This window comes from Mucilaginibacter sp. OK283, assembly GCF_900110415.1.
Classification (GTDB): domain Bacteria; phylum Bacteroidota; class Bacteroidia; order Sphingobacteriales; family Sphingobacteriaceae; genus Mucilaginibacter.
Genome location: NZ_FODR01000006.1, coordinates 165,661 through 189,777 on the forward strand (window position 1 = coordinate 165,661; position 24,117 = coordinate 189,777).

The 24,117-nt window shown below is 41.3% G+C and carries 14 protein-coding genes; 2 read left to right on the forward strand and 12 right to left on the reverse strand.

The annotated features are described in order from the left end of the window. Positions 1-2 precede the first annotated feature (2 nt). From BMX56_RS15785 to BMX56_RS15810, 6 genes are all read right to left on the reverse strand, one after another. Complete coding sequence (locus tag BMX56_RS15785) at positions 3-1,346, reverse strand: vanadium-dependent haloperoxidase (protein ID WP_090649939.1); 1,344 nt, start codon at positions 1,344-1,346, stop codon at positions 3-5. Next, positions 1,346-4,660, reverse strand: a complete 3,315-nt coding sequence (locus BMX56_RS15790) for a VCBS repeat-containing protein (RefSeq protein WP_090649942.1) — start codon at positions 4,658-4,660, stop codon at positions 1,346-1,348. The genes BMX56_RS15785 and BMX56_RS15790 overlap by 1 nt, the downstream gene beginning before the upstream one ends. 123 nt (positions 4,661-4,783) lie before the next feature. Next, positions 4,784-6,367 carry a SusD/RagB family nutrient-binding outer membrane lipoprotein gene (locus BMX56_RS15795; RefSeq protein ID WP_090649944.1) on the reverse strand — a complete coding sequence of 528 codons (1,584 nt, stop codon included), beginning with the start codon at positions 6,365-6,367 and terminating at the stop codon, positions 4,784-4,786. Between the two features lie 5 nt (positions 6,368-6,372). Further along, positions 6,373-9,729: a SusC/RagA family TonB-linked outer membrane protein gene (locus BMX56_RS15800; protein WP_177183834.1), complete on the reverse strand. Its 3,357-nt coding sequence runs from the start codon at positions 9,727-9,729 to the stop codon at positions 6,373-6,375. Positions 9,730-9,970: 241 nt separating this feature from the next. Next, positions 9,971-11,068, reverse strand: a complete 1,098-nt coding sequence (locus tag BMX56_RS15805) for a FecR family protein (RefSeq protein WP_090649948.1) — start codon at positions 11,066-11,068, stop codon at positions 9,971-9,973. Between the two features lie 90 nt (positions 11,069-11,158). After that, entirely contained in the window at positions 11,159-11,779 is a 621-nt protein-coding gene (locus BMX56_RS15810; protein WP_177183835.1) for an RNA polymerase sigma-70 factor, read from the reverse strand. Between the two features lie 462 nt (positions 11,780-12,241). Between BMX56_RS15810 and BMX56_RS15815 the strand changes: the two genes are divergently transcribed. Continuing rightward, positions 12,242-13,681, forward strand: coding sequence for an alpha-L-fucosidase (locus BMX56_RS15815; protein WP_090649953.1), 1,440 nt, complete (start codon positions 12,242-12,244; stop codon positions 13,679-13,681). Between the two features lie 32 nt (positions 13,682-13,713). Continuing rightward, complete coding sequence (locus BMX56_RS15820) at positions 13,714-16,389, forward strand: glycoside hydrolase family 2 protein (RefSeq protein ID WP_090649956.1); 2,676 nt, start codon at positions 13,714-13,716, stop codon at positions 16,387-16,389. Positions 16,390-16,563: 174 nt separating this feature from the next. Here BMX56_RS15820 and BMX56_RS15825 read toward each other — a convergent pair whose 3' ends face one another. The 6 genes from BMX56_RS15825 to BMX56_RS15850 form a co-directional block, all read right to left on the reverse strand. Beyond that, a complete protein-coding gene (locus BMX56_RS15825) occupies positions 16,564-17,469 on the reverse strand; it encodes a PepSY-like domain-containing protein (protein ID WP_090649959.1) in 906 nt (301 codons plus the stop codon). A gap of 134 nt (positions 17,470-17,603) precedes the next feature. Then, the gene (locus BMX56_RS15830; protein ID WP_090649962.1) at positions 17,604-18,686 is read right to left on the reverse strand and encodes a hypothetical protein; all 1,083 of its coding nucleotides are present in this window, start codon (positions 18,684-18,686) and stop codon (positions 17,604-17,606) included. A 145-nt stretch (positions 18,687-18,831) separates the two neighbouring features. Further along, complete coding sequence (locus tag BMX56_RS15835) at positions 18,832-19,452, reverse strand: tetratricopeptide repeat protein (protein WP_090649966.1); 621 nt, start codon at positions 19,450-19,452, stop codon at positions 18,832-18,834. Next, the gene (locus BMX56_RS15840; RefSeq protein ID WP_090649969.1) at positions 19,440-20,624 is read right to left on the reverse strand and encodes a tetratricopeptide repeat protein; all 1,185 of its coding nucleotides are present in this window, start codon (positions 20,622-20,624) and stop codon (positions 19,440-19,442) included. The genes BMX56_RS15835 and BMX56_RS15840 overlap by 13 nt, the downstream gene beginning before the upstream one ends. Beyond that, positions 20,606-22,765, reverse strand: a complete 2,160-nt coding sequence (locus tag BMX56_RS15845; RefSeq protein WP_090649971.1) for an urea transporter — start codon at positions 22,763-22,765, stop codon at positions 20,606-20,608. Before BMX56_RS15845 ends, BMX56_RS15840 begins: the two co-directional genes overlap by 19 nt. Then, positions 22,762-24,117 carry a type III PLP-dependent enzyme domain-containing protein gene (locus BMX56_RS15850; protein ID WP_090649975.1) on the reverse strand — a complete coding sequence of 452 codons (1,356 nt, stop codon included), beginning with the start codon at positions 24,115-24,117 and terminating at the stop codon, positions 22,762-22,764. The genes BMX56_RS15845 and BMX56_RS15850 overlap by 4 nt, the downstream gene beginning before the upstream one ends.

Here is a 24,117-nt window from a genome sequence, read left to right on the forward strand (position 1 = left end):
TCTTATTTAACAAGTGGCAATATACCAGCTTTTTTTATTTTGGTGATAATGGCGTTTCCAACTTTTTTCCCTTGTGCGTTGCCATTTTCTATGCTTTGCATATAATGGATGCCGCCATAAAAGCGCGACATAGATGCTTCTGCTGCTGCCTGGCGGAATGACTTGAAATCGCGCTGGCCGCTGCCAAAAGGAATCTCGGTATTGTCGGTATAGGCAAAATTATCGCCCAGTAAATAGGTTAGCATTTCGGCCGATGCGTTCGAGATAACGGCGTGCCCGCTGGTGTACTCCGGGAAAGGAGGGGTTTGTAAAACAGGCTGCCATTTCACATCCATGTACCGGTTAATAAAAGTTTCCGGCCGGATTCGGTTACTGGTAAATTTTTCTTCCCAACAGCTGATGAAGGCATCCATTAGCGTAACACCCACTAAGGTTGTTACCTCGATAGAATGGTCAAAATCAAGCCCTGCCTGGCGGGTTACCAAACCAGTTACATGCATCCAATGACCACCCGGGCTAATCTTTTTATAGCCGATTGCCATATGGCCGGATGTGGTGATGGCAAATGGGTTACAGTCCCAAAACAAGGCAATGTTGATCTGCTCCGTCGAAAGGTGTTTTGATACATCGTAAACCGCCTTTACCTGTTTATAAAATGCCGATGAGGTATCTTTACTAAATGGGATTAATGGGGCTGGCTTGTATTGATTGGCCGAATCTATCACCATTGTGCGGATGGTTTTCCAGTTGGGCTCCAGGGCTTCAAAATATCCCGGCGGGGTAGGGTACCATTTACTTTCGTCTTTTATAGGGGTATATCTCTTTAGTGCACTCAGCTGGCTGTAATGGTCGGTCTTTGAAAACGCGACAGAGGCGGCGGAGGCCAACTTTGCTACTTTAATTGAGTTTTGAATGATGGTTGAATCTACATTTGTTTTTTTTAGTAGCTGCACAAAGGCATCCTGATCATCAGTCATCATAAATCCGGATGGCAGCAGTAGTTTGGCAGTTTCCAGGATGCTGTAAAAAGCTGCAATTTTATAGTCGTATTTTATGTGGATGGTATCCAGGGTACTGTTGGCCTTGTAGTCTTTGATGAACTTTTGCAGTTCGGGGATGTTTTTATTGTTGGCGGCTACAATATTATAGGCACCCAGCATTACATAAGCGTAATAACGTGCGGCAACAGGAGGGCCAACCACATCATGCAACATCACCATGGTTACCGCGTTTACTGCATGATCTGGCTGCAAATAATCAGGGTAATTATTATTAGTATTTTGAGCGTAGCATTGTTGTGTTATAAACGCGCAAAATATCAGGAGCGATTTTTTTAAGTAATTCATTATTCTTTATAAAATTGAAGCGGCCCGTCGCTTACGCCTATCAGTAAATATAATGTATTGTTGATGTTGACCTCCACTGCCGATTTTACATCGCCTATAACCGACAGGCCCGATGTCGGCTGATCTACATATGTAAAACCGCCTTTGCCATCGCCTTTTAGCAAGCAGCCATAATTTGCATCAATGCTGCCAATTTTCAGGCGATTATCCGAGTGATTACCTAACAAAAGAATATCGGTATGCCCATCGTGATCAAAATCGCCTGTCAGAATCTGGTTGGCAGGGGCAAACTGGGCTTCTGTTGGTAAGGATATTGCAGCGAATTTGCCATCAATATTGAGGTACACCGTTGTCTGCATATTATTAATGCTCAATTTGTCGGCTTTGGCCATGTTATCGGTACTAAAAATTTCATTAATAGTAGCATCCGCATACATTTTGTACGAATTAAATTTGCGGCGCATAGGGTAAATCTGCTCGTTTAACTCATCGCGGCTCACAAATGGATAGCTTTTACCCTGGATATAAAAATTGAAAAACGGGTCGATAGAACCGTTGCCGTCCACATCGGTAAAATACATTTCGGCAGGCTCTTTATCTGTGGCTTTAATTTGAGTGTTTAGGCCAAGGTTACCTGCAATCAGATCTGGTTTGCCGTCGCCGTTTACATCGGCAAAGGCAATTTTGTTCCAGAATCCTTTTTGCGGGGTATTAAAATAATCTGCGGTTTTATCGGTAAAACCTTCTTTAGTATTGATGAAAATGGTTATCGGCATAAACTCGCCGCATAAAACCAGGTCTTTGCGGCCATCATTATTCAGATCAATCCATTGGGCATCTGTTACCATGCCAATTTTATTAAATGGTACAGCGGCGGTGGTAAACTTACCTTTGCCGTCGTTAACCAATAGATAGCTTTGCGGTGCCAGAGGGTATTGGCCCGGTATTATACGGCCACCTATAAACAAGTCAAAATCGCCATCACCATCAAAATCGCACGCTTTTACTACCGATTTGCTGTTGGCATTCATTACCGGCAGGGCAGTAGGCGATAGCACAAACCGGCCATTACCTTCGTTTATATAAAGTTCGTCCTGTAAATCGGCAGTGTTGGGTTCATACAACGAATAACCGCCTTTTGCAACATACAAATCGGCTTTGCCATCGCCGTTGGCATCAAAAAAAGCGGCTGCCGCTGTTGTACCGATGTTATCTATGCCGCCCCGAATTATGTCTTTAGCCAGGTACTTGCCGCCGGCCTGTTGCAGGTATATTTTGCCAGGGCTGTCCTTTTCGCCGCTTATAAATAAATCTTCCAGCCCATCACCGTTTACATCGGCTTTGGTAATAACCGGCGCGGTTTTGGAGTACATGAACAGCATCAATAACTGGCGTTTAAAATCGTTCAGTGTAATTTCTTCAGGTTTAAATTCAATAACGGGCTCGGCGCGTTTAAATATGGTTTTCTTAATTTCGGTAGTTTGCCCGGAAAATTTTCCGCTTGGATCATATTTAACGGTGAGCAACTGATTGGCATTTACATCCTTTAGTAACTGGGTGGAGTTATCTGGCCAGGTAACCCGGATAGAATCAACTTTCTTCAGATCTCCCAAGCCAAAATTCAGCGTGGTTGATACACTTGACAAATAACCCCTGTTTGGGTTTACCTCCTGGTATTGGATATTTTTACCGTTATACACGCTTACTTTAGCACCTATGGCATTAGTGTTTTTGCCTGTACCTTTCAATTTTACCGCAATGTACGAAGTGTTGTTAGCCTCGCGGCTGGTGTTTTGGTAGATGGATGCCGGCTGGTTGATATTGTTTACTACAAGATCCAGGTCGCCATCGTTATCCAGGTCGGCGTATACGGCACCGCTTGATATATTTTGCTGATTGAGGCCCCATTCAACCTGTTTATTGGTAAAGGTAAGGTCATGGTTGTTTTTGAAAATATAATCGGGTACGGCGGTTGAAGGCATGGCCATCACCAGGTCCATCAGGCGGAATGGCTCGCCGGCCATTGCTTTTTTTATCTTATAATCGCCCCAGTAACGTAAAAAATCTTTATTGGTGTAGTCCCTTAAATATCCATTGGTGATAAAGATGTCTTTGTATCCATCGTTGTCAAAATCGGCAATAAGGGGGCACCAGCTCCAGTCGGTATTTGATACGCCGGCCAGCTGTGCTATTTCGCTAAATGTGCCGTCGCCGTTATTTAGCTGCAGCATATTACGCATATATTGTTTGTAAAGTCCCTGGTTTTGCATCAGTGCAAAAGACTCGTAGTTTTCTTCCAGTTGAAGTGATTTTTGCCTATGGTTATCCTCGGGCAGCATATCAAGGGTCATAATGTCGGGCAGGCCGTCATTATTAAAATCAGCAATATCAACACCCATCGAAAAGTGCGACATGTGCCTTAACATTTCTTTTGATTTTTCGGCAAAAGTACCGTTGTGGTTATTAATGTATATATAATCCGGTTCGTTGTAATCGTTGGTTACATAAATATCGGGCCATCCATCCTTGTTTATATCGGCAATGGCTACGCCCAGCCCAAAGGTGAGCGGATTTTGTACTATCCCGGCTGCTTTTGATACATCGGTAAAATGCCCGTTATCATTGCGGAATAGTTTGTTGCTGGCCAGATCATCTGTTTGATCTTTATAGCGGGCCAGTTCCATGTTGTCAATCTTTTTAATATTGTGGTTCAGCAGGAACATGTCCAGGTCGCCATCATTATCATAGTCAAAAAACACAGCCTGGGTACTGTATCCCGGGTCGGCTAAGCCGTATTCTTTCGCTTGCTCTTTAAATTTGTTATCACCCTGGTTTATAAATAGCTGGTTGCTCCGGGTGGCGTTATCAGTTTTGCCCGAGTAGCATACATAAATATCCAGTAATCCGTCGCCATTAACATCGGCCATGGTAACACCGGTTTTCCAGGAATCGGGCCGGCCGCCCAAATCAGGGCTCGCACTATCGGTTATGTCCTTAAACTTCATGTGGCCCTGGTTAAGGTAAAGCTTGTTCGGCTTCATATTCCCGGTAAACATCAGGTCGGGCAGGCCATCATTGTTGATATCACCAACCGCTACGCCACCACCATTGTAAAAATATTCGTATGACAGCACGTTAAGCGACTCGGTCTCGTTGATATCGTTGCTGAATTTTATATTGGTTTCCTTACTGTTCAATAAATTGAATAAAGGCTGCTGGGCATAGGAGGGAAGCACCGAAAAACTAAACGCAACAGTTGCTAAAGCGGGTAAACCTACAAACCGTTTTAAGAAATATGAATTAAACAGGAACATAAATACTTTAATTAAAACTCATGTTTTGGGTACACAGTTCTAAAAAGATTGTTAAACAATGTAGCGGTAGTAAAAACAAACAGGGAGGCAATATTGCCTCCCTGTTTGTTAGAAAATTAAATTTTATTTATCCCACCATACTTTAGCAGAGAAAGTATCTCCGCCAGTTAATCTTGCAACGGCAGCAGCATAATTTGCTGCGTTGGTTGCCGGCAAAGTAATCGGGTACGGCATTCTTCTCGGAATTGTACCTGAAGTGAACTGGTTTGGATAAGTAACTGCTGTTAAAACAGGATATCCTGATCTTCTCCAGTTAGCCCAGGTTTCATTGAAGTTAAAAGTTGAAGATGTTTCAACAAAATACTCCATATTGATTTGCTGAAGGGCCGTAGCTGTTACCAATGGGTGAGCGGCTACATATGTAGCGATTGCAGCGGCATCAACAGTAGCACCAAACTGGCCTAAAGTTTGCATACCTGCAGCAATGGCGTTTGCAAAGTGAGTGGCAGCAACGCCGGTAGACCATCCATATGAAGCAGCTTCGGCCAGCAATAACTCAGTTTCACCATAAGTTAGAATGAAGTTATAACGATTTTTTTGGTCGTAAACTGCGAAGCGTGGACGAGAATACTTGCCGTCGGGAGCTGGTGAATCAGATGAAGAAGCAGCCGGAGATGCGCCAGGATAATTCGGAGCTTTTGAAATATCAGTTGCCCCGCCTTTCAAGTCATAACCGTTTGGCATACCAAACTGCGAACTCGCGGTATTAATGCCTGCTGCTAATGTTTCGTTGGCTGCCTTTCCCGTTCCAGCTGATATCTCGGCAATAGCACTGATGCGTGGATCATTATTTGCCTTCATATAACTGATCAAAGTGTTTGACCAACGTACTTCTCTAAAATCATCTTTTACCAACAAAGCGTTGGCATCGCTGTTGCTGTTGCCACTGGCATCTTCTGCATATACACGGGCGTTGTCAACAATTGAAGTCATGGTACCACCTGTGTATGCCATTTCAGCATATTTTTTTGCTGTAGCGGCATCTACCTTGGTTAATCGCATAGCTACTCTTAGCATTAAAGAATAACCCAATTTTTTCCACTCAGTGATATTACCATTGTAGAAAAGATCGCTTGTTGGTATAGCCTTGCTTGCGTCAAGAGCAGGAATTGCAGTAGCAAGCTGGCTTAGCATAGAAGTGTAAATAGCTTGTTGAGTATCAAAAACAGGGGTAGTAACGCCTGTTTTTGCTTGCCCTTCCTGCGAATACGGAATATCGCCGTATGCATCGGTAACACGCTCCAACATCATAATACGTAAAATAGTGCCGCAATTATCAAGATTGCTTAATGCAGCTTTACCGGCAACCAGATTTTTCATCTCATCAATAAGGGTTACCGCACCATAGCTGGTATTCCATGTACGTGATTTGTAACTATCATTACTGCCCGAGGCTACGTACTTATCGCCATTGCTATAATAGTCATAAGTTGAGGCCAACGATTGTGACCACATGCTTTGATATAATAACTGATCATAACCTGTGTTTGCAAACTTCATTTGTGCTTGTGACATCAAAAAGTTAGGATCGAAAAGAGTGCCGTTTACTTTTGTAGGATTGGTGTTTATTGCATCAAAGTTTTTAGTACAACCCGCTATAAAGGTGGCACCTACAATTAGGCAACTATATATAAGTCGTTTTTTCATCTTTGTTATTTTTTAAGTTTAAAGTTTAGGTTGAAACCATAAGTCCTCACAGCTGGCACACTTGTACCTTCAATACCGGCATAGTTAATACCCGGAGCGAAATTTGATTCAGGATCAATATTGTCGCTGCGTTTCATGATGGTCCATAAGTTTCGGCCAACCAATGAAAGTGTTATTGAATTGAAAGGTGTGTTAGCTATCATTGTTTTTGGTATAGAATAACCTAATGATACCTGACGTAATTTAATAAAACTGCCATCCAAAACGTTTACAGAAGAAACGGTTGCTAAAGCCTGGTAGTAAGCTTGTGCAGTTGCAGTTTTGGTGTTTGCAGCACCGGTTGTTGCGTCAACACCCGCTCCAACAATACCACCTTCGCGGCCATTTAGGGTCATTTTATTTAAACCACGGTAAATGCTGTAATAGCTTGTTGCAGACAATATTTTGTTACCATAACGATAATCGATCAGGAACGAAAGATTAAAGTTTTTGTAACTGAAATCATTATTAAAACCACCGTAAAATTTAGGTACAACACTACCAAAAGGCTTATATGCACCTTGTTGCGGAACACCATCTTTGTATATAATAGCGCCCGAAGCATCACGTTTGTAATCGTATGCCAAAATTTGCGGGCCATCCATACCTACTACGAATGCAGTAGATGCGTTTAACGGACGGTATGTACCTAAGCCTAAGTTCTGGCCGGTTGCGTCTGTAGATAATACTTTGTTTTTTACATAAGTAAAGTTGAAAGATGAATTCCAGCTAAAGTCGTTCATCTTAATTGGAGTACCATGTAATTCAACCTCGATACCTCTGTTACGGTTTGAGCCAGTCGCGATATAGGCATGCGCGTAGCCGGTTGAAACGTCTATAGTGCTGTTAATGATTTCGTTCTTCGTCTTTTTATTAAAGTATGCTACATCTAATCCAAAACGGTCATTGAAGAATTTCATCTCTGTACCAACCTCAAATTCGGTTAAGGTGAATGGCTTCAATAATACGTTTGGTAGTTGATCTGCAAAGGTACCAGCCTTAACAGCGGTTGGTAGTGCGGCACCTGTTAAATAATCTCTGCCATTAATAGAGTTTGCCAAGCTATAATATACCTGGTTAGCATAAGTAGGTGCACTGTTACTTGTTTGCGCGTAAGAAGCACGGATTTTACCGAAATCTAACCCATCTATGTGAACAAGATCAGAGAAGATAAAGCTAGCTGATACTGACGGGGTAAAAATACCAGGTCCTACAGCTTTTGATATAGAGCTATAGTAATCATAACGACCGTTTGTGCTTAACACCAAGAAGTCTTTGATTGCGAAATCAGCGGTATAGTAGGCAGAATTAACTTGCAGGGATGATACACCGCCGTCTATATTACCACTATCCCTCGTATTTCCATTTGATAAATCATAAAAATAAGGGATGATCAGGTTATTCGCGTTAATATAAGTACCTAATGAGTTATTTTTACGAATGTTACCACCCACAGATAAATCAAGATTTAAAAAGTTCTTTACGATATCATGCTTTGCACCTAACAAAACGTCAGCGTTAAATTCAGTGATACTGCTGATTTGGGTTTGCATCGAACCATTAGAATTGCTTAGGTAAGCAGTACCGGTAGGGGTAATGGTTAAACGGTTGTCGTTTATTTTATCGTAACCAACACGGCCTTGGGCATATGCCCATGGAGTAATAGCATATCTTGCAGATATAGACGAGATTAAACGCTCTCTTTTTGTGTTAGTAACAAAATTGTATGCTGCAAAGTAAGGATTGGTAACATAAGGGTCATCTGTCCAACCCAACTCGTTGCCACTTGCGTTAGTGCCAGGAGCCAAAATGCTTTGTGCAATGTTTGGAGCCAAAAACTGTACGTTGTTTGGATTACCAGGGCCATCACTTAAGCCAGAGCGGTTTTTAGAGTTATCTAAGATGTAATTTGCAATTAGGTTAATGTCCAGGTTTTTAATTACAGTTTGCGAACCGTTGAAGTTGAATGTTTTACGATCTAAACCGCTATTTGGAGTAATAGCATGGTTGTTCAAATCAGACATTGATAAACGGAAAGCTCCGGTTTCATTGCCGCCGGTTAAGGCTACAGTATTAGTAAATGTGTTACCGGTTCTGTAAAATTTAGTATAATCGTCGCTTGTTTTTGAATAAGCATACTGTTTGCCATCAAATTGAATAGCTTGTGAGCCATCTAATTTACCACCCCAGGCAAAACGGGTTGAATTCAATGCATCATTGGCGTTAGCTGGTTTTACACCGCCTAAACCCTGGCCATATTGAGTCTGATAGTCTGTGTTATCATAAACTTTATCCATTTGGTAGTTGGTATTGTATTCAACACCGAACCCCGAATTCTTTTTACCAGATTTAGTTGTGATTAAAATAACACCATTTACGGCACGTGTACCGTACAAAGCAGATGCCGACTGACCCTTAAGTACCGTCATAGTTTCAATGTCGTCAGGGTTGATGTTTGAAATACCATCCCCAAAGTCAGCACCGCCCCATTCGCCAGATTGGCCTCTTTGGGTGTTGTCCATTGGTACACCATTGATGACAAATAATGGAGAACCTGCGCTTGCGCTAGTTACACCACGTAGTAAGATACGGGCAGAAGAACCAGGACCGCCATTTGTTCCACTGATACTTAAACCGGCAACACGGCCTTCCAGTGAATAAGCAACGTTAGTTTCTTTTGCCTTATCCAATGAAGCGCCGCCAACTGTAGTTACAGAATAACCTAATTTTTTCTGGTCTTTTTTGATACCCAAAGCTGTTACTACAACTTCGTTCAGGCTTTTAGCAGAAACGGTTAGTTTTACAGATAGCTCTGTTTTGCCGCCAACTGGCACTTCCTGGTTTTCATAACCTAAAAAAGAGAAAATAAGTACAGCGTTGGCTGGGGCATTGATAGAGAAGTTACCATTGGCATCTGTTATAGTGCCTGTGGTTGTTCCTTTAATCCTTACCGAAACGCCAGGTGCCGGTGTACCGTTTTCGTCAACTACTTTACCTTTTACAACCGCAGCATTTACAACTTCATTTTTTTGAGAGATAACGATCAGGTTGTTTTCAAGTTGGGTGTAGGTAAAGTCGGAGTTTGCCAAAAGCTTATTCAAAACCGACGTAACCTCTTCGTTTTGTACATTAAGCGTTATCTTTTTGGTTGATGGGATTTTACGCTCGCTGAAAACGAAGTGGTAGTTAGTCTGCTTTTGAATAGCAGAGATAACCTTACTAAAATCTGCCGATTTTATGTTAAACGTGACTTTTTGTTGCGAGTAGACATTTGCAATGGATTGCAGACTAAAGGCTACTACTAAAATAAATGTCAATTTCATTATTAATATGGACTTAAATAGCCAATAGTTATCTCTTACACCCTTTGGGTGTTTAAAATATTTCATACTTTTACTTAATTAAAGGTGACTTGATTAAATGGCAATGTTCTGTTCGAGAGAACATTGCATGATTAACTAACAGATCTTCATCTTCGCGGGAGTTACCTCTGGTAATTCCCGTTTTTTTTGTGGTATGTAAAGCTTTCTTTATGTCATAGGCTTATTTATTGTCTGTATTAGGTTAATAAATGTATACGGTTTCATTTTTGTACTTGTATGAAAATGGTTCGATCATTTGCAGTGCCTTTAAGGCTTGCAAAATGTTTTCTTTTTCAAAAACACCGGTAAAATGATAGTCTTTAGCATCTGTGTTTTTAAAGTTTATTTTGATGCCATACCAGCGCTCCATTTTGTTGGCAATTTCGGAAAAGTCCTCGTCCTTAAAAATCAGTCGGTTATTTACCCACGAGGTTTCAACCACAGTAGTGTCATTTGATTTTAAGTAAGTAAGGTTGGTAAGCGCGTAGCTTGTTTTTGCAGTATCGGGAGTTTGCGCCACCAAATTACGGTTAATGGTATGCCTTTTAAACGTAGTGCTTTTTAAAATAAGCTTTTCATTTGGTTTAAGGATAATCCTATCCGATGGCCTGTCGGCCAGGGTAACTTCAATGGAACCTCTGATAAGGGTGGTTTCGCTCGCAATATCGTTTTTATACGATTTCACGTTGAAGGCAGTACCAACAACCCTGATGCTCATTTTGCCCGCGTGTACTATAAAAGGATGCTGATGATCTTTGGCTACATCAAAAAAAGCTTCACCATTAAGGTAAACCTCTCGCGTAGGCCCTGTAAATGATGATGGATATTTTAAAGTAGTTTCGGAATTTAATGTTACTACAGTTCCGTCGCTTAAGTAAATTTTTGATTTTACGCGGCTTGAGGTCTTTTTCTGCTGAAAATCGGCTAACGCAAAGCTTTTTTGATTGTAAGCCTTTAAATAATAAGTAGCAGATAAACCAATCCCGATTATTAACAACGCTGCCAGGCTCCGTAAAAATATAATCATGCGGCGGGTTTTAAAACGCTCGCCGGTCGCCTCACTATCCTGTTGTTGTATTTCTGTTGCAGGTACCTCAATTTTAGATACGATGCGCTGAAACATCAGGTTGGTATTTGAATACAGTTCCTCGTTTTTTATCCAGTAGGTTTTAAAAAAAGTGTTTTGCTGCCTGCAAGCCTCATCGTTTGCAAGCAAAAAATTGAATTCCTCCAATTCTGCTGCATTCATCTCATCCGAGAGCTTTTTTGTTAACAGTTCAATAAACCTTTCGTTCACCATTTTTTCGCCTAAAGCGGGCTTGTTTTTAGATAGGACAATAGTTTTTTTAAAATTGCCTACAAGCTTTGAAAAAAAATTTAAAAAGAATTCCTATAACAACGAAAGCCCCATGATGTCATGGTCAGAAGATGCCCTCTCTGATGATTTAGATGCAAGTTGATGCGCCGAAAGAATGATGCTTAATTTCTTCATCGCCCTAAAAAGCTGAGTTTGTACCGTACGGGGCGATATGTTTAAAATTTCGGCCACTTCCTTATATTTCATGCCATCCTCTTTAATTAATTTAAAAATGATGCATGCCTGTTGAGGGAGAGATGCGATAGCCTTATCTAATAAAAAATGAAGTTCTTTGCGTTCTAATTCCTTTTCGGGATCAAAAGTATTTACAAATTCAACTTCGTCTGAAGCTTCTATCTGTACAAGGTGGATATTGGAGAATTTTTTTAGATAATTGAACGATTGATTTTTAACCGCTACAAATAAATAGGTTTCGGGATTGGCAACTTCGGTGAGGCTTTTACGTGATTCCCAACATTTGATAAATACATCAGATACGATGTCTTCTGCGGCTTCTTTCTGGCGTATGTAAAAAATACAAAACTTAATAAGCCGGGTGTTTAAATTATGAAACAATAATTCAAATGCTTTAATGTCATCATTAAAACAAACCTGATTCCATAAACCCGAAGTATCTGTTTTAGAAATTTTCAATAGTTTAATAGTTAAGTGTTGCACAAAACAATTATCGCGATGCAATGTAACAATTTGATAACAAAAACAAGCATTTATTTTAATTTCGACAACTTTTTAATCAGAAATTCATCTAACTCAAAATTTATTTACTTAGTGTGTAGGCAAATTGGCTCATAAAGTTGTCAATAAGGTGTTTAAAGGCCATTTTTAGAGTGTTTTAAAATGTTAAATTGACATTTTAACTCCATATCTGAAGTTAAATAAGATGATATGATAAGATATTAATACTTTTTTAACATTTTTGACCCTGAGTTCGCTATTGTATCTAATACACTAAGTAGGGCTATTGTTAATTTATTACTCATAAAAATACACTTAAAATATCCGGATTTTACCCGGTTTTTATTGGATATTATCAGAATTGTTTTTTTGGGCGTTTAAATCGGTTATTTTATAAAGAAACAAAAAATACATATATAAATGAAAAAACTGTTGGTTTTTATCTCTTTCCTTTTGCCCCTGGGCAATATCATGGCGCAGCAACATAATATGTCAAAAGATTATGTAGTGCCCGATGACTCGCTGGTGCAAAAAAATCTTCATAAATGGCAGGGGCTTAAGTTTGGACTTTTTATGCACTGGGGTACCTATAGTCAGTGGGGCGTGGTTGAAAGCTGGAGTATCTGTCCCGAAGATGAGGGGTGGACGCAGCGCCGCGGACCGTATGGCGCCGATTATAACGGATATAAAAAAGCCTATGAAAATTTACAAACAACCTTCAACCCAACTAAATTCAATCCCGAAAAATGGGTGGCAGCGGCCAAGTATGCCGGGATGAAATATGTAGTATTTACTACTAAACACCATGATGGCTTTAGCATGTTTGATACAAAACAAACAGATTATAAAGTAACCAGTACAAAAACACCTTTTTCAACTAACCCACGCAGTAATGTGGTCAAAGAAGTTTTTAGTGCTTTTAGCAAAGAAAATTTTATGATCGGGGCTTATTTTTCAAAGCCCGATTGGAATACGGAGTATTACTGGTGGCCTTATTTTCCGCCTAAAGACAGGAATGTGAACTACGACCCGGCTAAATACCCGGATCGCTGGCAAAAGTTTAAAGATTTTACCTTTAACCAAATCCAGGAATTAATGACCGATTATGGCAAAGTTGACATTTTATGGCTGGATGGCGGCTGGGTGCGGCCAAAAAACACAATTGATGCCGCTGTTGACTGGCAACGTACCATTCCGTATGATCAGGATATTGATATGGCGAAAATTGCCAAAGCTGCCAGGATTAAACAACCAGGCCTGATAGTTGTTGACCGTACCGTGGCGGGTCAATATGAAAATTATACCACGCCCGAGCAGCAGGTACCGGATGTACCCCTTGATCATCCCTGGGAAAGCTGTATTACCATGGGCAATTCCTGGAGCTATGTGCCGGGCGATCATTATAAATCGGCTAATGAGATTGTAACCCTATTGGTGAAAATTGTTTCACGTGGCGGCAACTTACTTATGAATATTGGCCCCGGCCCCGATGGCGACTGGGACCCAGCGGCTTACAGTCGCCTTAAACAAATTGGCGACTGGATGAAGATTAACGGTGAAGGTATTTATAGTTCGATGGCTATAGCGCCATACTCTGAGGGAAATACCTACTATACTAAAGCGGGTAATAGCGTTTACGCTTTTATACTGGCACCAAAAGACCAGGATGAAGTGGTACTGCCTGCAAAAATTGCTTTGCACCTGACAGGTAAAAGCAAAGTGAAAAAAATAAGCTTGTTGGGTGTTAACGCAAAAGTTAAATACACCCTGAATGAGGGTGTGGCAAATATAACTATACCTTCGTCTTTGCAAACGCAATCAGGATTAAAACAAGCAGCGGTATTTAAAATTCAATATTAACATTTACTACATCATATACTAAACTATAAAAAATGCCCTCAACTTTAATTTACAGGCCGGCAAAGCTAAAATTGTTTGTTACGCTGGCTCTGATCTTACCCTTTGTTAATATATACGCCCAAAGTAGCTACGAACTGAATTCCGGCTGGAAGTGTGCGCCTGTAAGCAGCGTAAAAGAAAGCGGAACAGTATTGTCTACTCCGGTATTTAGCACCACAGCCTGGATGCCGGCTACGGTACCGGGAACAGTATTGACCACGTTATTAAACAATCAAAAAGTGCCCGATCCATTTTGGGGCATGAACAACGAGCATATAGCCGATATTTATAAAACCGGTGCCGATTACTATACCTATTGGTTCACCAAAGATTTTAAAGAAACGCCGGCAACGGGCAGTAACCAGGTTTATCTTAATTTTAGGGGAATAAATTATAGTTGCGATATTTATTTGAACGGACATAAGCTGAACAGAACAATTCAGAAAGGGATGTTTTTGCGGTTTGACTACAATATAACGCCTTACCTCGCAAAAAACGGAGATAACCGCCTGGCGGTATTGGTGCACCCGCCCGATGTTGTTGGTAACCCAAATGGTGGCCAGGGCGGCGACGGTACAATTGCGCGTAACGTTGGTTTACAATACACTGCCGGATGGGATTGGATACAGCCGATGCGCGACAGGAATACCGGTATATGGGACAAGGTAACCATCCAAAAAACAGGAGCGGTACGTATTAATGACGAACACATTGTTACCCTGGTGCCAGGTGTAAGGCTTCCCGAAGGTGCGCAACAGCCTGCGGTTATTAAAGTAGCGGCCGAACTAAGCAACCCAACGCCGGCAGCGGTAAATGGCTCCTTAAGTTTTGAACTGGATGGTAAAGTCATCTCAAAAGCAGTTAGTTTGAAGCCAAACTCCACTACGAACGTGAGTTTTGTCGATTATAGCCTTCCAAATCCTAAACTCTGGTGGCCTAATGGTTACGGCGACCAGCATCTTTATAGTTTTAAGTTAAAGTTTACCGCGGCGGGTAAGGCTGTTTCAGATCAGCATCAACTTAATATAGGAGTACGGCAACTGACGAGTGAATATAACGAACATACCGGCAGCCGCCAGATTATGGTTAACGGCCAGAAAATTTTTATCAAGGGTGGTAACTGGGTAATATCTGACGCCATGCTGCGCCTTTCGGATACGCGTTATGATGCCGAAGTGCGTTTTCATCGTGATATGAACCTGAACCTGATAAGGGTATGGGGTGGTGCCATGATTGAGCGCCCTGAATTTTTTGAGGCCTGTGATAAATATGGTATCCTGGTTTTCCAGGACCTCTGGGGATCTGGCGATTGCAACGGCCGCTGGCAGGATCCCCAAAAGCTGGACGACCAATGGACGCGCCGCAAATATCCTGATGATCATGGCTTGTTCCTTCGTTCGGCAATTGACCAGATAAAAATGGTACGTAATTATGCCTCGTTGGCCATTTGGTGCGGCGGCAATGAGATAACACCACCCGAAGATATCCTGACTGCTTTGCGCGATACCATTTTACCAAAATTGGATAATACCCGCTGGTTTGTTGATTACTCCAACTCTGATAGCATGTCGCACAATGTATTGGGTGGTAACGGCGATGGGCCATACGGTATTCAGCCGCTGTCGGTATTTTGGGAGTTTAAAACATTTCCATTCAATTCCGAAGTTGGCTCGGTTGGCGTTGGCGATTATGAATCATTAAAACGTTTTATACCCTCGGCCAATATGGTTCCGCCGGTATACGACGAGGAGACCCACAAAACAAAAACAGACAGCGTTTGGGATTATCATAAATATATTGGCTATGATACCGCCATTAATAAATATGGCAAAGCCAAAAATGCTGCCGATTTTGCCATGAAAGCCCAACTGGTAAACTACGATCAGTATCGCGGCCTAGCTGAGGGCTTTACATCGCATATGTGGGATTGGTATACAGGTTTCATCATATGGAAAACCCAGAACCCATGGACAGCCATGCGCGGCCAGATGTATGACTATTACCTTGACCCCAATGCCTGCTTATATGGCTTGCATAACGGCAGCGCCCCATTCCACATCATGTACAATCCAATTAACGGAATGGTAATGGTGGCCAATAATACATTTAAAGCACGCCGTAGCATGATGATGGTAGTAAAAACCTATGATATGGAGGGTAAAGAAAATTTGCTTACCCAGGTTTTTGCTGATATAAATGCCACTACTGTTAAAAAGTATTTCTCTATAAAAGGCACGGTTGATAAGCTGGCCGCAAAGGAGGGCGTTTTTCTGTCGTTACAACTGCTGGATGAAAGCAAAAAAGTAATTACCGATAATACTTACTGGATTCCGGATAGCAAAGGAGGGTTTTCAGGTCTGCAAAAAATGAAAGCTGAAGAATTATCGGTTAAAGCAAAATATATAAAACCAGGCAGGGTAGAAGTTACGTTAGTTAACAAAGAGAACAGTGTGCTTGCTTTTTTTAACAGGATAGCGTTGGTAGATGCGGACAGCAAAACAAGGGTATTGCCGGCATTTTACAGTGATAATTATGTTACAGTGTTGCCTGGAGAGGAAAAAAAGTTAGTTATTGATTATAATGTACCTGCATTTAAGAAAAAGCTTGAGGTGAGCATTAACGGCTGGAATGCCTCAAATGTTCCGCAAACGATAAGTATAGACGAATAGAGACAAATATAAAAATCAGGCCGGCCGTCGTAACAACACTTTTCCTGCTAACAGGGATGACCGGTCTGACTTGACTGTTTTGTCTTTGAAAAAAAGCCGGCATCAAACCCCAAAAAGCCGGCCTCTGTTTAAAGAGAGCCGGCCTTACTATATATTAATTTAATAGGGAAGTTTTTAATGAACAGCGAAGGCTTTTACAAAGGTGCCCGTAGCATCAAATACAACTACATACTTGGTACTGTTGGAGGTGATTTCTACATCATATCCTTTAATGACACCGCTTACACTATGTGAAAAAGCTTTATCAAAAACATAACCGGGATAAGTGGTTGTTAAATAGGTTGTGATGGCAGCTGGCAGGTTTGCTGCGGTAACTGCAACGTGAGCGCCAACGTGTTTATCAATTTGTATGCGTTTTATTAACGTTCCTGTTGCCTTAATAATTGTTATAAAGAGGCCATTGTTTTTGCTTACTAATGCGTATGCGCTATCTGGCGTAATAGATGCATGCAATAAAGTATCTGTTGGATAAGTGGTTTTAAAGTAGCTGGTTACTGCAGCTGGTAAGGCAGTTAGTGCTATGGTATCACGGTGTTTGCCATCCCGGTTATCAAACGGCCCGCCACGGTGCCATCCCTGGCCCTTTAAATCATTACCGTCGCGTTGCTCAAGTGTACTTACAAATACACCGGCGGCAGTAAATTTAAGGCCAACCAGCGCACTGTTATATTTAATCACAACAATGTAGTTGATAACAGTTTTGGCACTATCGGTAATAGCATACGCCTTTTTAAACGTGTAGCCGCTGTAATTTGCTGTAAGGTAAATGCCTATGGCTGTTGGTAATGTGCTAAATGCTATTGAGTCTTTTTTGTCATGATGGCCAAAGCAGCCAACCATATAAACCGAGTCGGTTGTACCCGATGCCAGGCTAATGGCAATAGCGCCTGTTGATGCAATGGTAGAAGAAGTTGTAGTCGTGGTAGTAGTTGTTTTAGTGCCGCTTTCTTTTTGGCAAGAAGCCAAACCGAAGATAACGGCCAGCACCAACACCCATGAATAAGTAATTTTCGTTTTCATCTGGATTGATTTTGATTAATAAATGGTACCCGATATAGTTATCGGGATTGTTATTTAAAATTACCAGTGATGGATTTGACAGGCAACGATGTGTCGATAAAACGCAGTTATTTATCGACGAATGAATTTTGCTGTTAATTATTCTTTAACCCAATAATGCGACTTGCGTAATTTGTCAGATACTCGTTTTTTATAAAAAAGTCGAGGCTGAAAATGGTGCGGTAATCTTGTGTAGTATTAGGGTTTGCTACTTGCGTAAGATTACCCGTGCTTGATGTAACGTAGGTATAAGTAAAACCCTGGTTGGTTTTTAAAGTAACTGTTGTATTGGTTGGCAAAGAAACAGCGGCGACCGCAAGCTTGTCTTCGATAGTGCTCACCGACGGCGTACCTGTATCAAATAAAAATATAGCATCGATGGTTTTATTGTTATAAGTTAACGTTCCTTCGATGTATGGATTGTAACTATATTTTGGCAATAATGGGTGCATAATAAACCCGGCCGACGATAAGTCAGCACTGGTTAATCCAATAGTAAGCAAGTTGGAAACATACGTAGGCGTGCCCAGGAACGAGGTGCTGCTTAATGTTGCCAGTTTAAAACCGCTGGTTAAGCCGGTACCGTAAGAATAGGATTTTAACGGGCTCGATATATTGGTATTTGTGCTGCTTGTTCCTGTTCCTACCCCAAAAACGTCTGCCGAATGCGCGGGATATATGTTACCCTTGCTGTCTTTTATTTTGTAATATAAAAAAAATGGCACCCGTTTTAATTCCAGGCTTCCTAATGAATTACCAACGGTAACGTTGGCATAAGCTAAATTTCCGTATTCTATTGTGGTACCTGTTGCATCCCCAAAACTGATGGTCGATGTTTTTGAAGTTACGGTGATACCGCTTACCACAGTTGAGTCGCCTGTTACTGTGATACCCGCAGATGTTATCATCGATGCCGGCAAAATACCGTTAGCATCCAAAGTCATTCCCGGTGACCCGGTATCAAATATGGTTCCGTAGTTTACAGTTTGCGTGCCTATTTTTGTAATGGGAACTAATAACCTCTTATCAACGCCGCTGGCATATTCGTATAACCCAATTGTTACCGGCGTCGCGTTTACAACGGCATTTGTTTTATCTTTTTTGCAGGAACTAAAAGTTATAATTATTAAAAGACAGCCAATAAGCTGCATTTTTAAAAGTAAATATTTTATTTTCATTTATAATTTATATACGGTAATAGTGCGTTAACGGTTGGCTAATGATTTATACAACGAGATTACAAAACGCTTCAAAATCAATCAAAAGTATAATGCCGGCCCGACAAAAATTATAGTGAATCGATAAACGACCATATTGTACCGATTAATTACAACGGTTTAAACCATCGATGCTTGAAGCATCGGCAGGCTTAATAACCAGCGCGCGTTCAAAAAATGGCTTAGCCTCGGTTTTTTTTCCGGCCATCAACGTGCTCCAGCCCAGCATGTGGTTGCCATCATAATCAAAAGGGTAAAGGGTTACAACTACCCGAAAACACCTTACAGCGGAATCATATTGTTTACGGTTATAATAAATTACCCCTGCCCAATAGTTAGCTTGCGTGTTTTGCGGGTCTATTTTTAAAATAGCCAGGTATTGTTCAAGTACCTTATCCCAGCTTTGTAAAAACGACAGGGGTTTTACAAAGCCAAACTTAGGTTCAATAGCATCAGGTTTTATGCTGATGGCTTTTTGATAGTAAGCTTGCGAAGCTGTATAGTTTTTGTTTAGATAATGCAGCCAGCCTAAGCGGATATTTACCTCGTAACTATTGTCGCTCAGATAAGGGTAAATATCGTTTATAGCAGCCGTATAATTCTTATTCTGTTCATCTACATAGCTATTACGAAATGCTTTTTGCAGCACGGCGTTGGTTTGGGCCTGTAGCTGTACTGCAAATAATATTAAAAATACTGCTATAAACGTTTTTTTTAAAATTTCCATATTATACCTAACGTAACAGAATTCTGGTTATAGTTTACAGAGCGGTAAATATCCGTCTTCTTTTCATAAATATAGTTTAAATTCAACAGGGCGTGGGTGTTTAACTGGTAAAAAACGGTTTCCCCACATTTAAATTTTGTTGGGTCGATAGAATTATATACGTAAAGGCCATCAGCATCCAAATAATCGTCCTGGTTGCCAAAAGTTACCGATGTTTCAAGCCAGGTTTTGTTAAATGCTTTAAAGCCCAATGCCTGGTTGTATATAAAACTGTTGGTTCCGCTTAAGTTTAATACCGATGCCCTGCTTGTTGTATATAAATTAAGATTGCCCAACGGATAAAAATTTAGCCTGGTATTATATTGTTTTAATGTTTTGTTTATCAATCGGCCAAAATTAACATCTGCCTGTAAGTCAACAAAACGGCCGTTGTATTTTATTCCCAATAAACCTAAATTACTATTGTTTATGCTGCCCCGGTAAGTAGTGTAAATGTAATGATACGATCCAATAACGTTTACGTGCGGGCTAATACCAAATTGTGCCCTAACAAAATATTCTGTTTGCCTGTCTGTTTTGCCCGATAGATATTTGTCGGCATCCTTGTCGTCAAATAATGATCTGAATATGTTTTGACTGAAAAACATGAACGACTGGTCTAACTGCAAACGCCACGACAGGCGGTTACTTAACCCAACACGTTCAAAAAAGCCATTATCGCGCTGGCTATTGTTGGGCAGTTTTATGCCGCTTTCCAGTTCTGCATCTATCAATCCAAATGGAGAAAGTTTGAGCGCGCGCCTGGTTGCCGTATCCAGTTTACCGGCATTATACGATGCCCCAAGGTCGTTGTTTAAATAAGTATTGCAGTAATAAGCATACAGGCGCGCGGTAAAAATGGCCGAATCATTACTTAATACCTGGTCAAAGTGTTCGATAGCTGCCTTATAGTTTCCGGTTATCATGTAAGCATATCCAAGTTTAAAACGCAGGCCTGGGAAATCAACGCTATCCGCAATAGTTTTGTTGCCAAATACGATCATTTGTTTCCAATCGCCGGCATTGTACAGTTGTTCAGCAGTACTATCTGCCACGGCAAATCTATTATCCTGCGCTTTAGCGGCCAACGCAACAAATAAAGTAAAAATCAGTATTAGTTTTTTGTACCCCATTTTGCTGTAATGTTTTTACCATTTGAATTGATGCTGAAAGAAATCAGATTGCCATGATCTACATAAACGCTTAACTCAGCTTCCTCGTTTTTTTTACCTGCTATTTCAGTATGAATTTTAGACGTGATGCTTACTCCATTTTTATTAACCAGATTGTAGTTATTGTAATTAATATTAATAAACCCGTAAAATGGTGCAATAACGTCTTGCAGCCAAAGTGAAAACTTATTGACTGTTTCGCTAAGCGGTAATTTGTCGGTTATTGGCATCCCTTCGTTATTGCTAAAAACAACTTTGTATGCCGCCAGGTAAAAGTTATAAAGCAGCGATTTCTTACTACCGTAAAAACTGGTAAAATAAAACATAACGCCGTTGTTAATAAAATAAGCAACGGCACCTGTTGTTTTGCTATAAATGTATGATTGGCCCAACGCATCCTTAAAAACCTCCCAATCTTCGGCAATACCATTTTCCGATACAAGGCTTGCAATATATCCTGGTTGAAAATCAAATGCCTTTTTAATTGGGGTGTCAATTTCAGGATTGCCAACAAGCTCGCCTTCTGCAGGTATCGTATGGCTTATTAATCTGTTTTTATTTTCAGCCCGGCTAATATAGTGGGATATGGGATAACTCAACGTCCTCGACCCGATGTATGGCGTAGCTTGCACCTGAAAATGCAGATGTGGCTCGGGCGACCGCCCCGAATTGCCGCACAAACCAAGTAAATCGCCGGTTTTTACAACATCACCGGGCTTAACTTTTACTGAATTTTTTTTGAGGTGCGATACTTTGGAATAGAAGTCTGCTGCATGACGGATCACCACGGTGTTTCCCCAGTTTTCTTTAAGGTTTTCTTTGCCTATGGCGTTATCTTCTATATTGTTTACAACCTGTTCAACAACGCCGGGGCCGCAAGCCAAAACAGGTTTGTTAAAGCAATAAAAATGTTCGGGCAAGGTACCCGGATACTGAAATGTTTTATGCTCATCATCGCTGATCACAAAATCCAGCGCCTGGCCCCAGTCTCCTTTGTGTGTTATGTTGCCATTGTATCCCTGCGACACCGTCCAATACCCCATAAACGGCAGGTTCAGCTTGTAATATTTAAGATCGTTTAGCCGCTCCTCCTGGTTTAAAAACTGGTAAAGGTTCCTTTCCGGCGAATAGTGCTGGAAAACAACCAATTGTAATTTGCCGCTGGTATGTCGCAGCTTTAAAAAATATAAGAGGCTGATATTTACGATGCAAAATGGAAGCGAAAATACCGGCAAGGCGTGTACCGACATAAAACCTGTTAAGCCATTAATGATAAGAAAACTCATTGGAATGCTCAAAATTGCCAGCAAATAGGAGCGGAGGGAGGGGATTGTAAAAAAACTTCCAGTGGCTACTGCCGCCATCATGAAATTGGCTCCTAAATGATAATAGCTAATTCCCTCGGGGTAAGTATGCGTGAGCCCGTTGATGCCAATTGCGCATACAAAGCTGATGATGAGTAAGCTAAAAGCAATACGCGAATGAACAAGCATCCCTACACTGATAAGCATCCCCGCGATGATATTATGCTGAAATAGCACGGCACTTAATGAGCGGAAGAAAAGACTTACAAATTGCGGCAATTCCGTAGCCAGGTAACCCTCAATGCCTGCCATATGGTTGCCCGGGCCGGCATAAATCTCTTCTAACAGGTAGCTGTCTTTTTGTTGCAGGCCCATAGCGAAAATACTATTAGACGCCAGCAGCACCAGCCAAAACACAAGCACAAATGGCAGCGATAACATGGGCAACCCCTGCGTACCTAACCGCGTGGAGATAATGATTGTGGCAACGATTACAGCACAGCACGCAACAAAAAGCCATAGCAAAAACATAACATTTACATTGTAAAATGCGCCGAAGGCAATGCCTAACAAAAGGCAATTAAAACTATAAATACCCAGTTGCAGATTGTCTCCATCAAACTTTAGCAACCTGCATACTATTAACGAAAAAACAACACAGCCCAACCCCGCAAAGCCGGATACAGGATTGAAAAAAGAAACAAACAGCAAGATGATCCCTAATATCTGGTTCTGCGAAAAAAACAGTACCGAATAGGAACTAACTACCGATTTTATAAATGCTGTAATTTGCTTCACTTGCTGGCTTTTAAATGTTCGGGCATAAGCTCGGGCCCTTCTGTGTATTCAAGTGTTTCGTTGCTTCGGATAAGGTGTGTACGCTGTTGTTCATCTATTAAAACCACAGCAGGCCTAAGCGTAATAAACTGCATCCACTGCGTCATGTTGTAGGCGCCAACCTTGTGTACTACCACGTTATCTCCCGGGTTAAGCAAGGGCAGGTTAATGCTTTCCCTTATTATATCAATATTCATGCATAGCGGCCCGTAAACCACCATATTTTCTGTATGCGGCGCAAAGTCCTGGGCCGGGCTTATCTGGTGTTCATACCAAAACGAGGTGAATAAAATATTTACGCCAAAATTCATAATGGCAGCCCTTTTACCATTACTTAAGCGTTTATTGGCTATTACCGTGCCCAGCAGGTAACCGGCGTCGTCTATCAATAACCTGCCGCTTTCCAGTATAAGTAAAGGTAAATCGTCATTTGCAAAGCCGAAATTGAGCATTACCGATGTAATAGCCTCGGCAAAATCGTCAACGGAAGGCACCGTATCATTTCCGGGTAAATAGGCGCCTTTTAAAGTATTGGTTGATGGGAAACCACCACCCATATCAATATATTCTATTTTATGACCCAGTTGCGTTTGGCAGCGCATAGCCAAATCACATAATTTAGTTGCCGCAATGCCGTAGGCTGCTGTTGTAAGCATATAGGTGCCTATGTGGCAATGTAACCCGGCCAGCTGTAGCTTGCCCGAATCAATTACCTTTGATAAGGCTGTCCACGCTTCGCCGTTTTCATAATTAAAACCAAAACGGTCCCAAAGCGGGTATACGCCGGTATCCATATTTACGCGGATGGCAACGCGTGGCTTGTTGGCCAGGTTGTTGCTTAATGCGAGTAACTGGTTAAGCTCTTCAAAATGATCTATATGGATAAGCGAGTCGTTTTCAATAGCCAGTTGTAATTCGTCATTTGATTTGCCAGGCCCGTTAAAAATAATCTTGCTGCCCGGCACGCCGTTACCTAATGCTTTTTGATATTCAAAACCGGATACAACTTCGGCCCAGCTGCCTTCCTGGTGAAATACCTGGCAAACGGCATTCAGGTAATTGGTTTTATAACTCCATGCAAATTGCACCTTCGGGTAACGGGTACTAAAAGCGCGATAGGCCGAACGATAATTTTTACGGATCTGTTTTTCTGATAATACAAAAACCGGCGAACCGTATTGCTCAACCAAACTTTTAACAGAAACACCCTCGATGCTTTTAACAGGCTGTATGCCGGTGCGCGTGCCAAATTTGTTCATCACGCCGGCGTGCAGTTTTTTAATATATGGCTTTTCGTATTTCAGCTTTTCCAT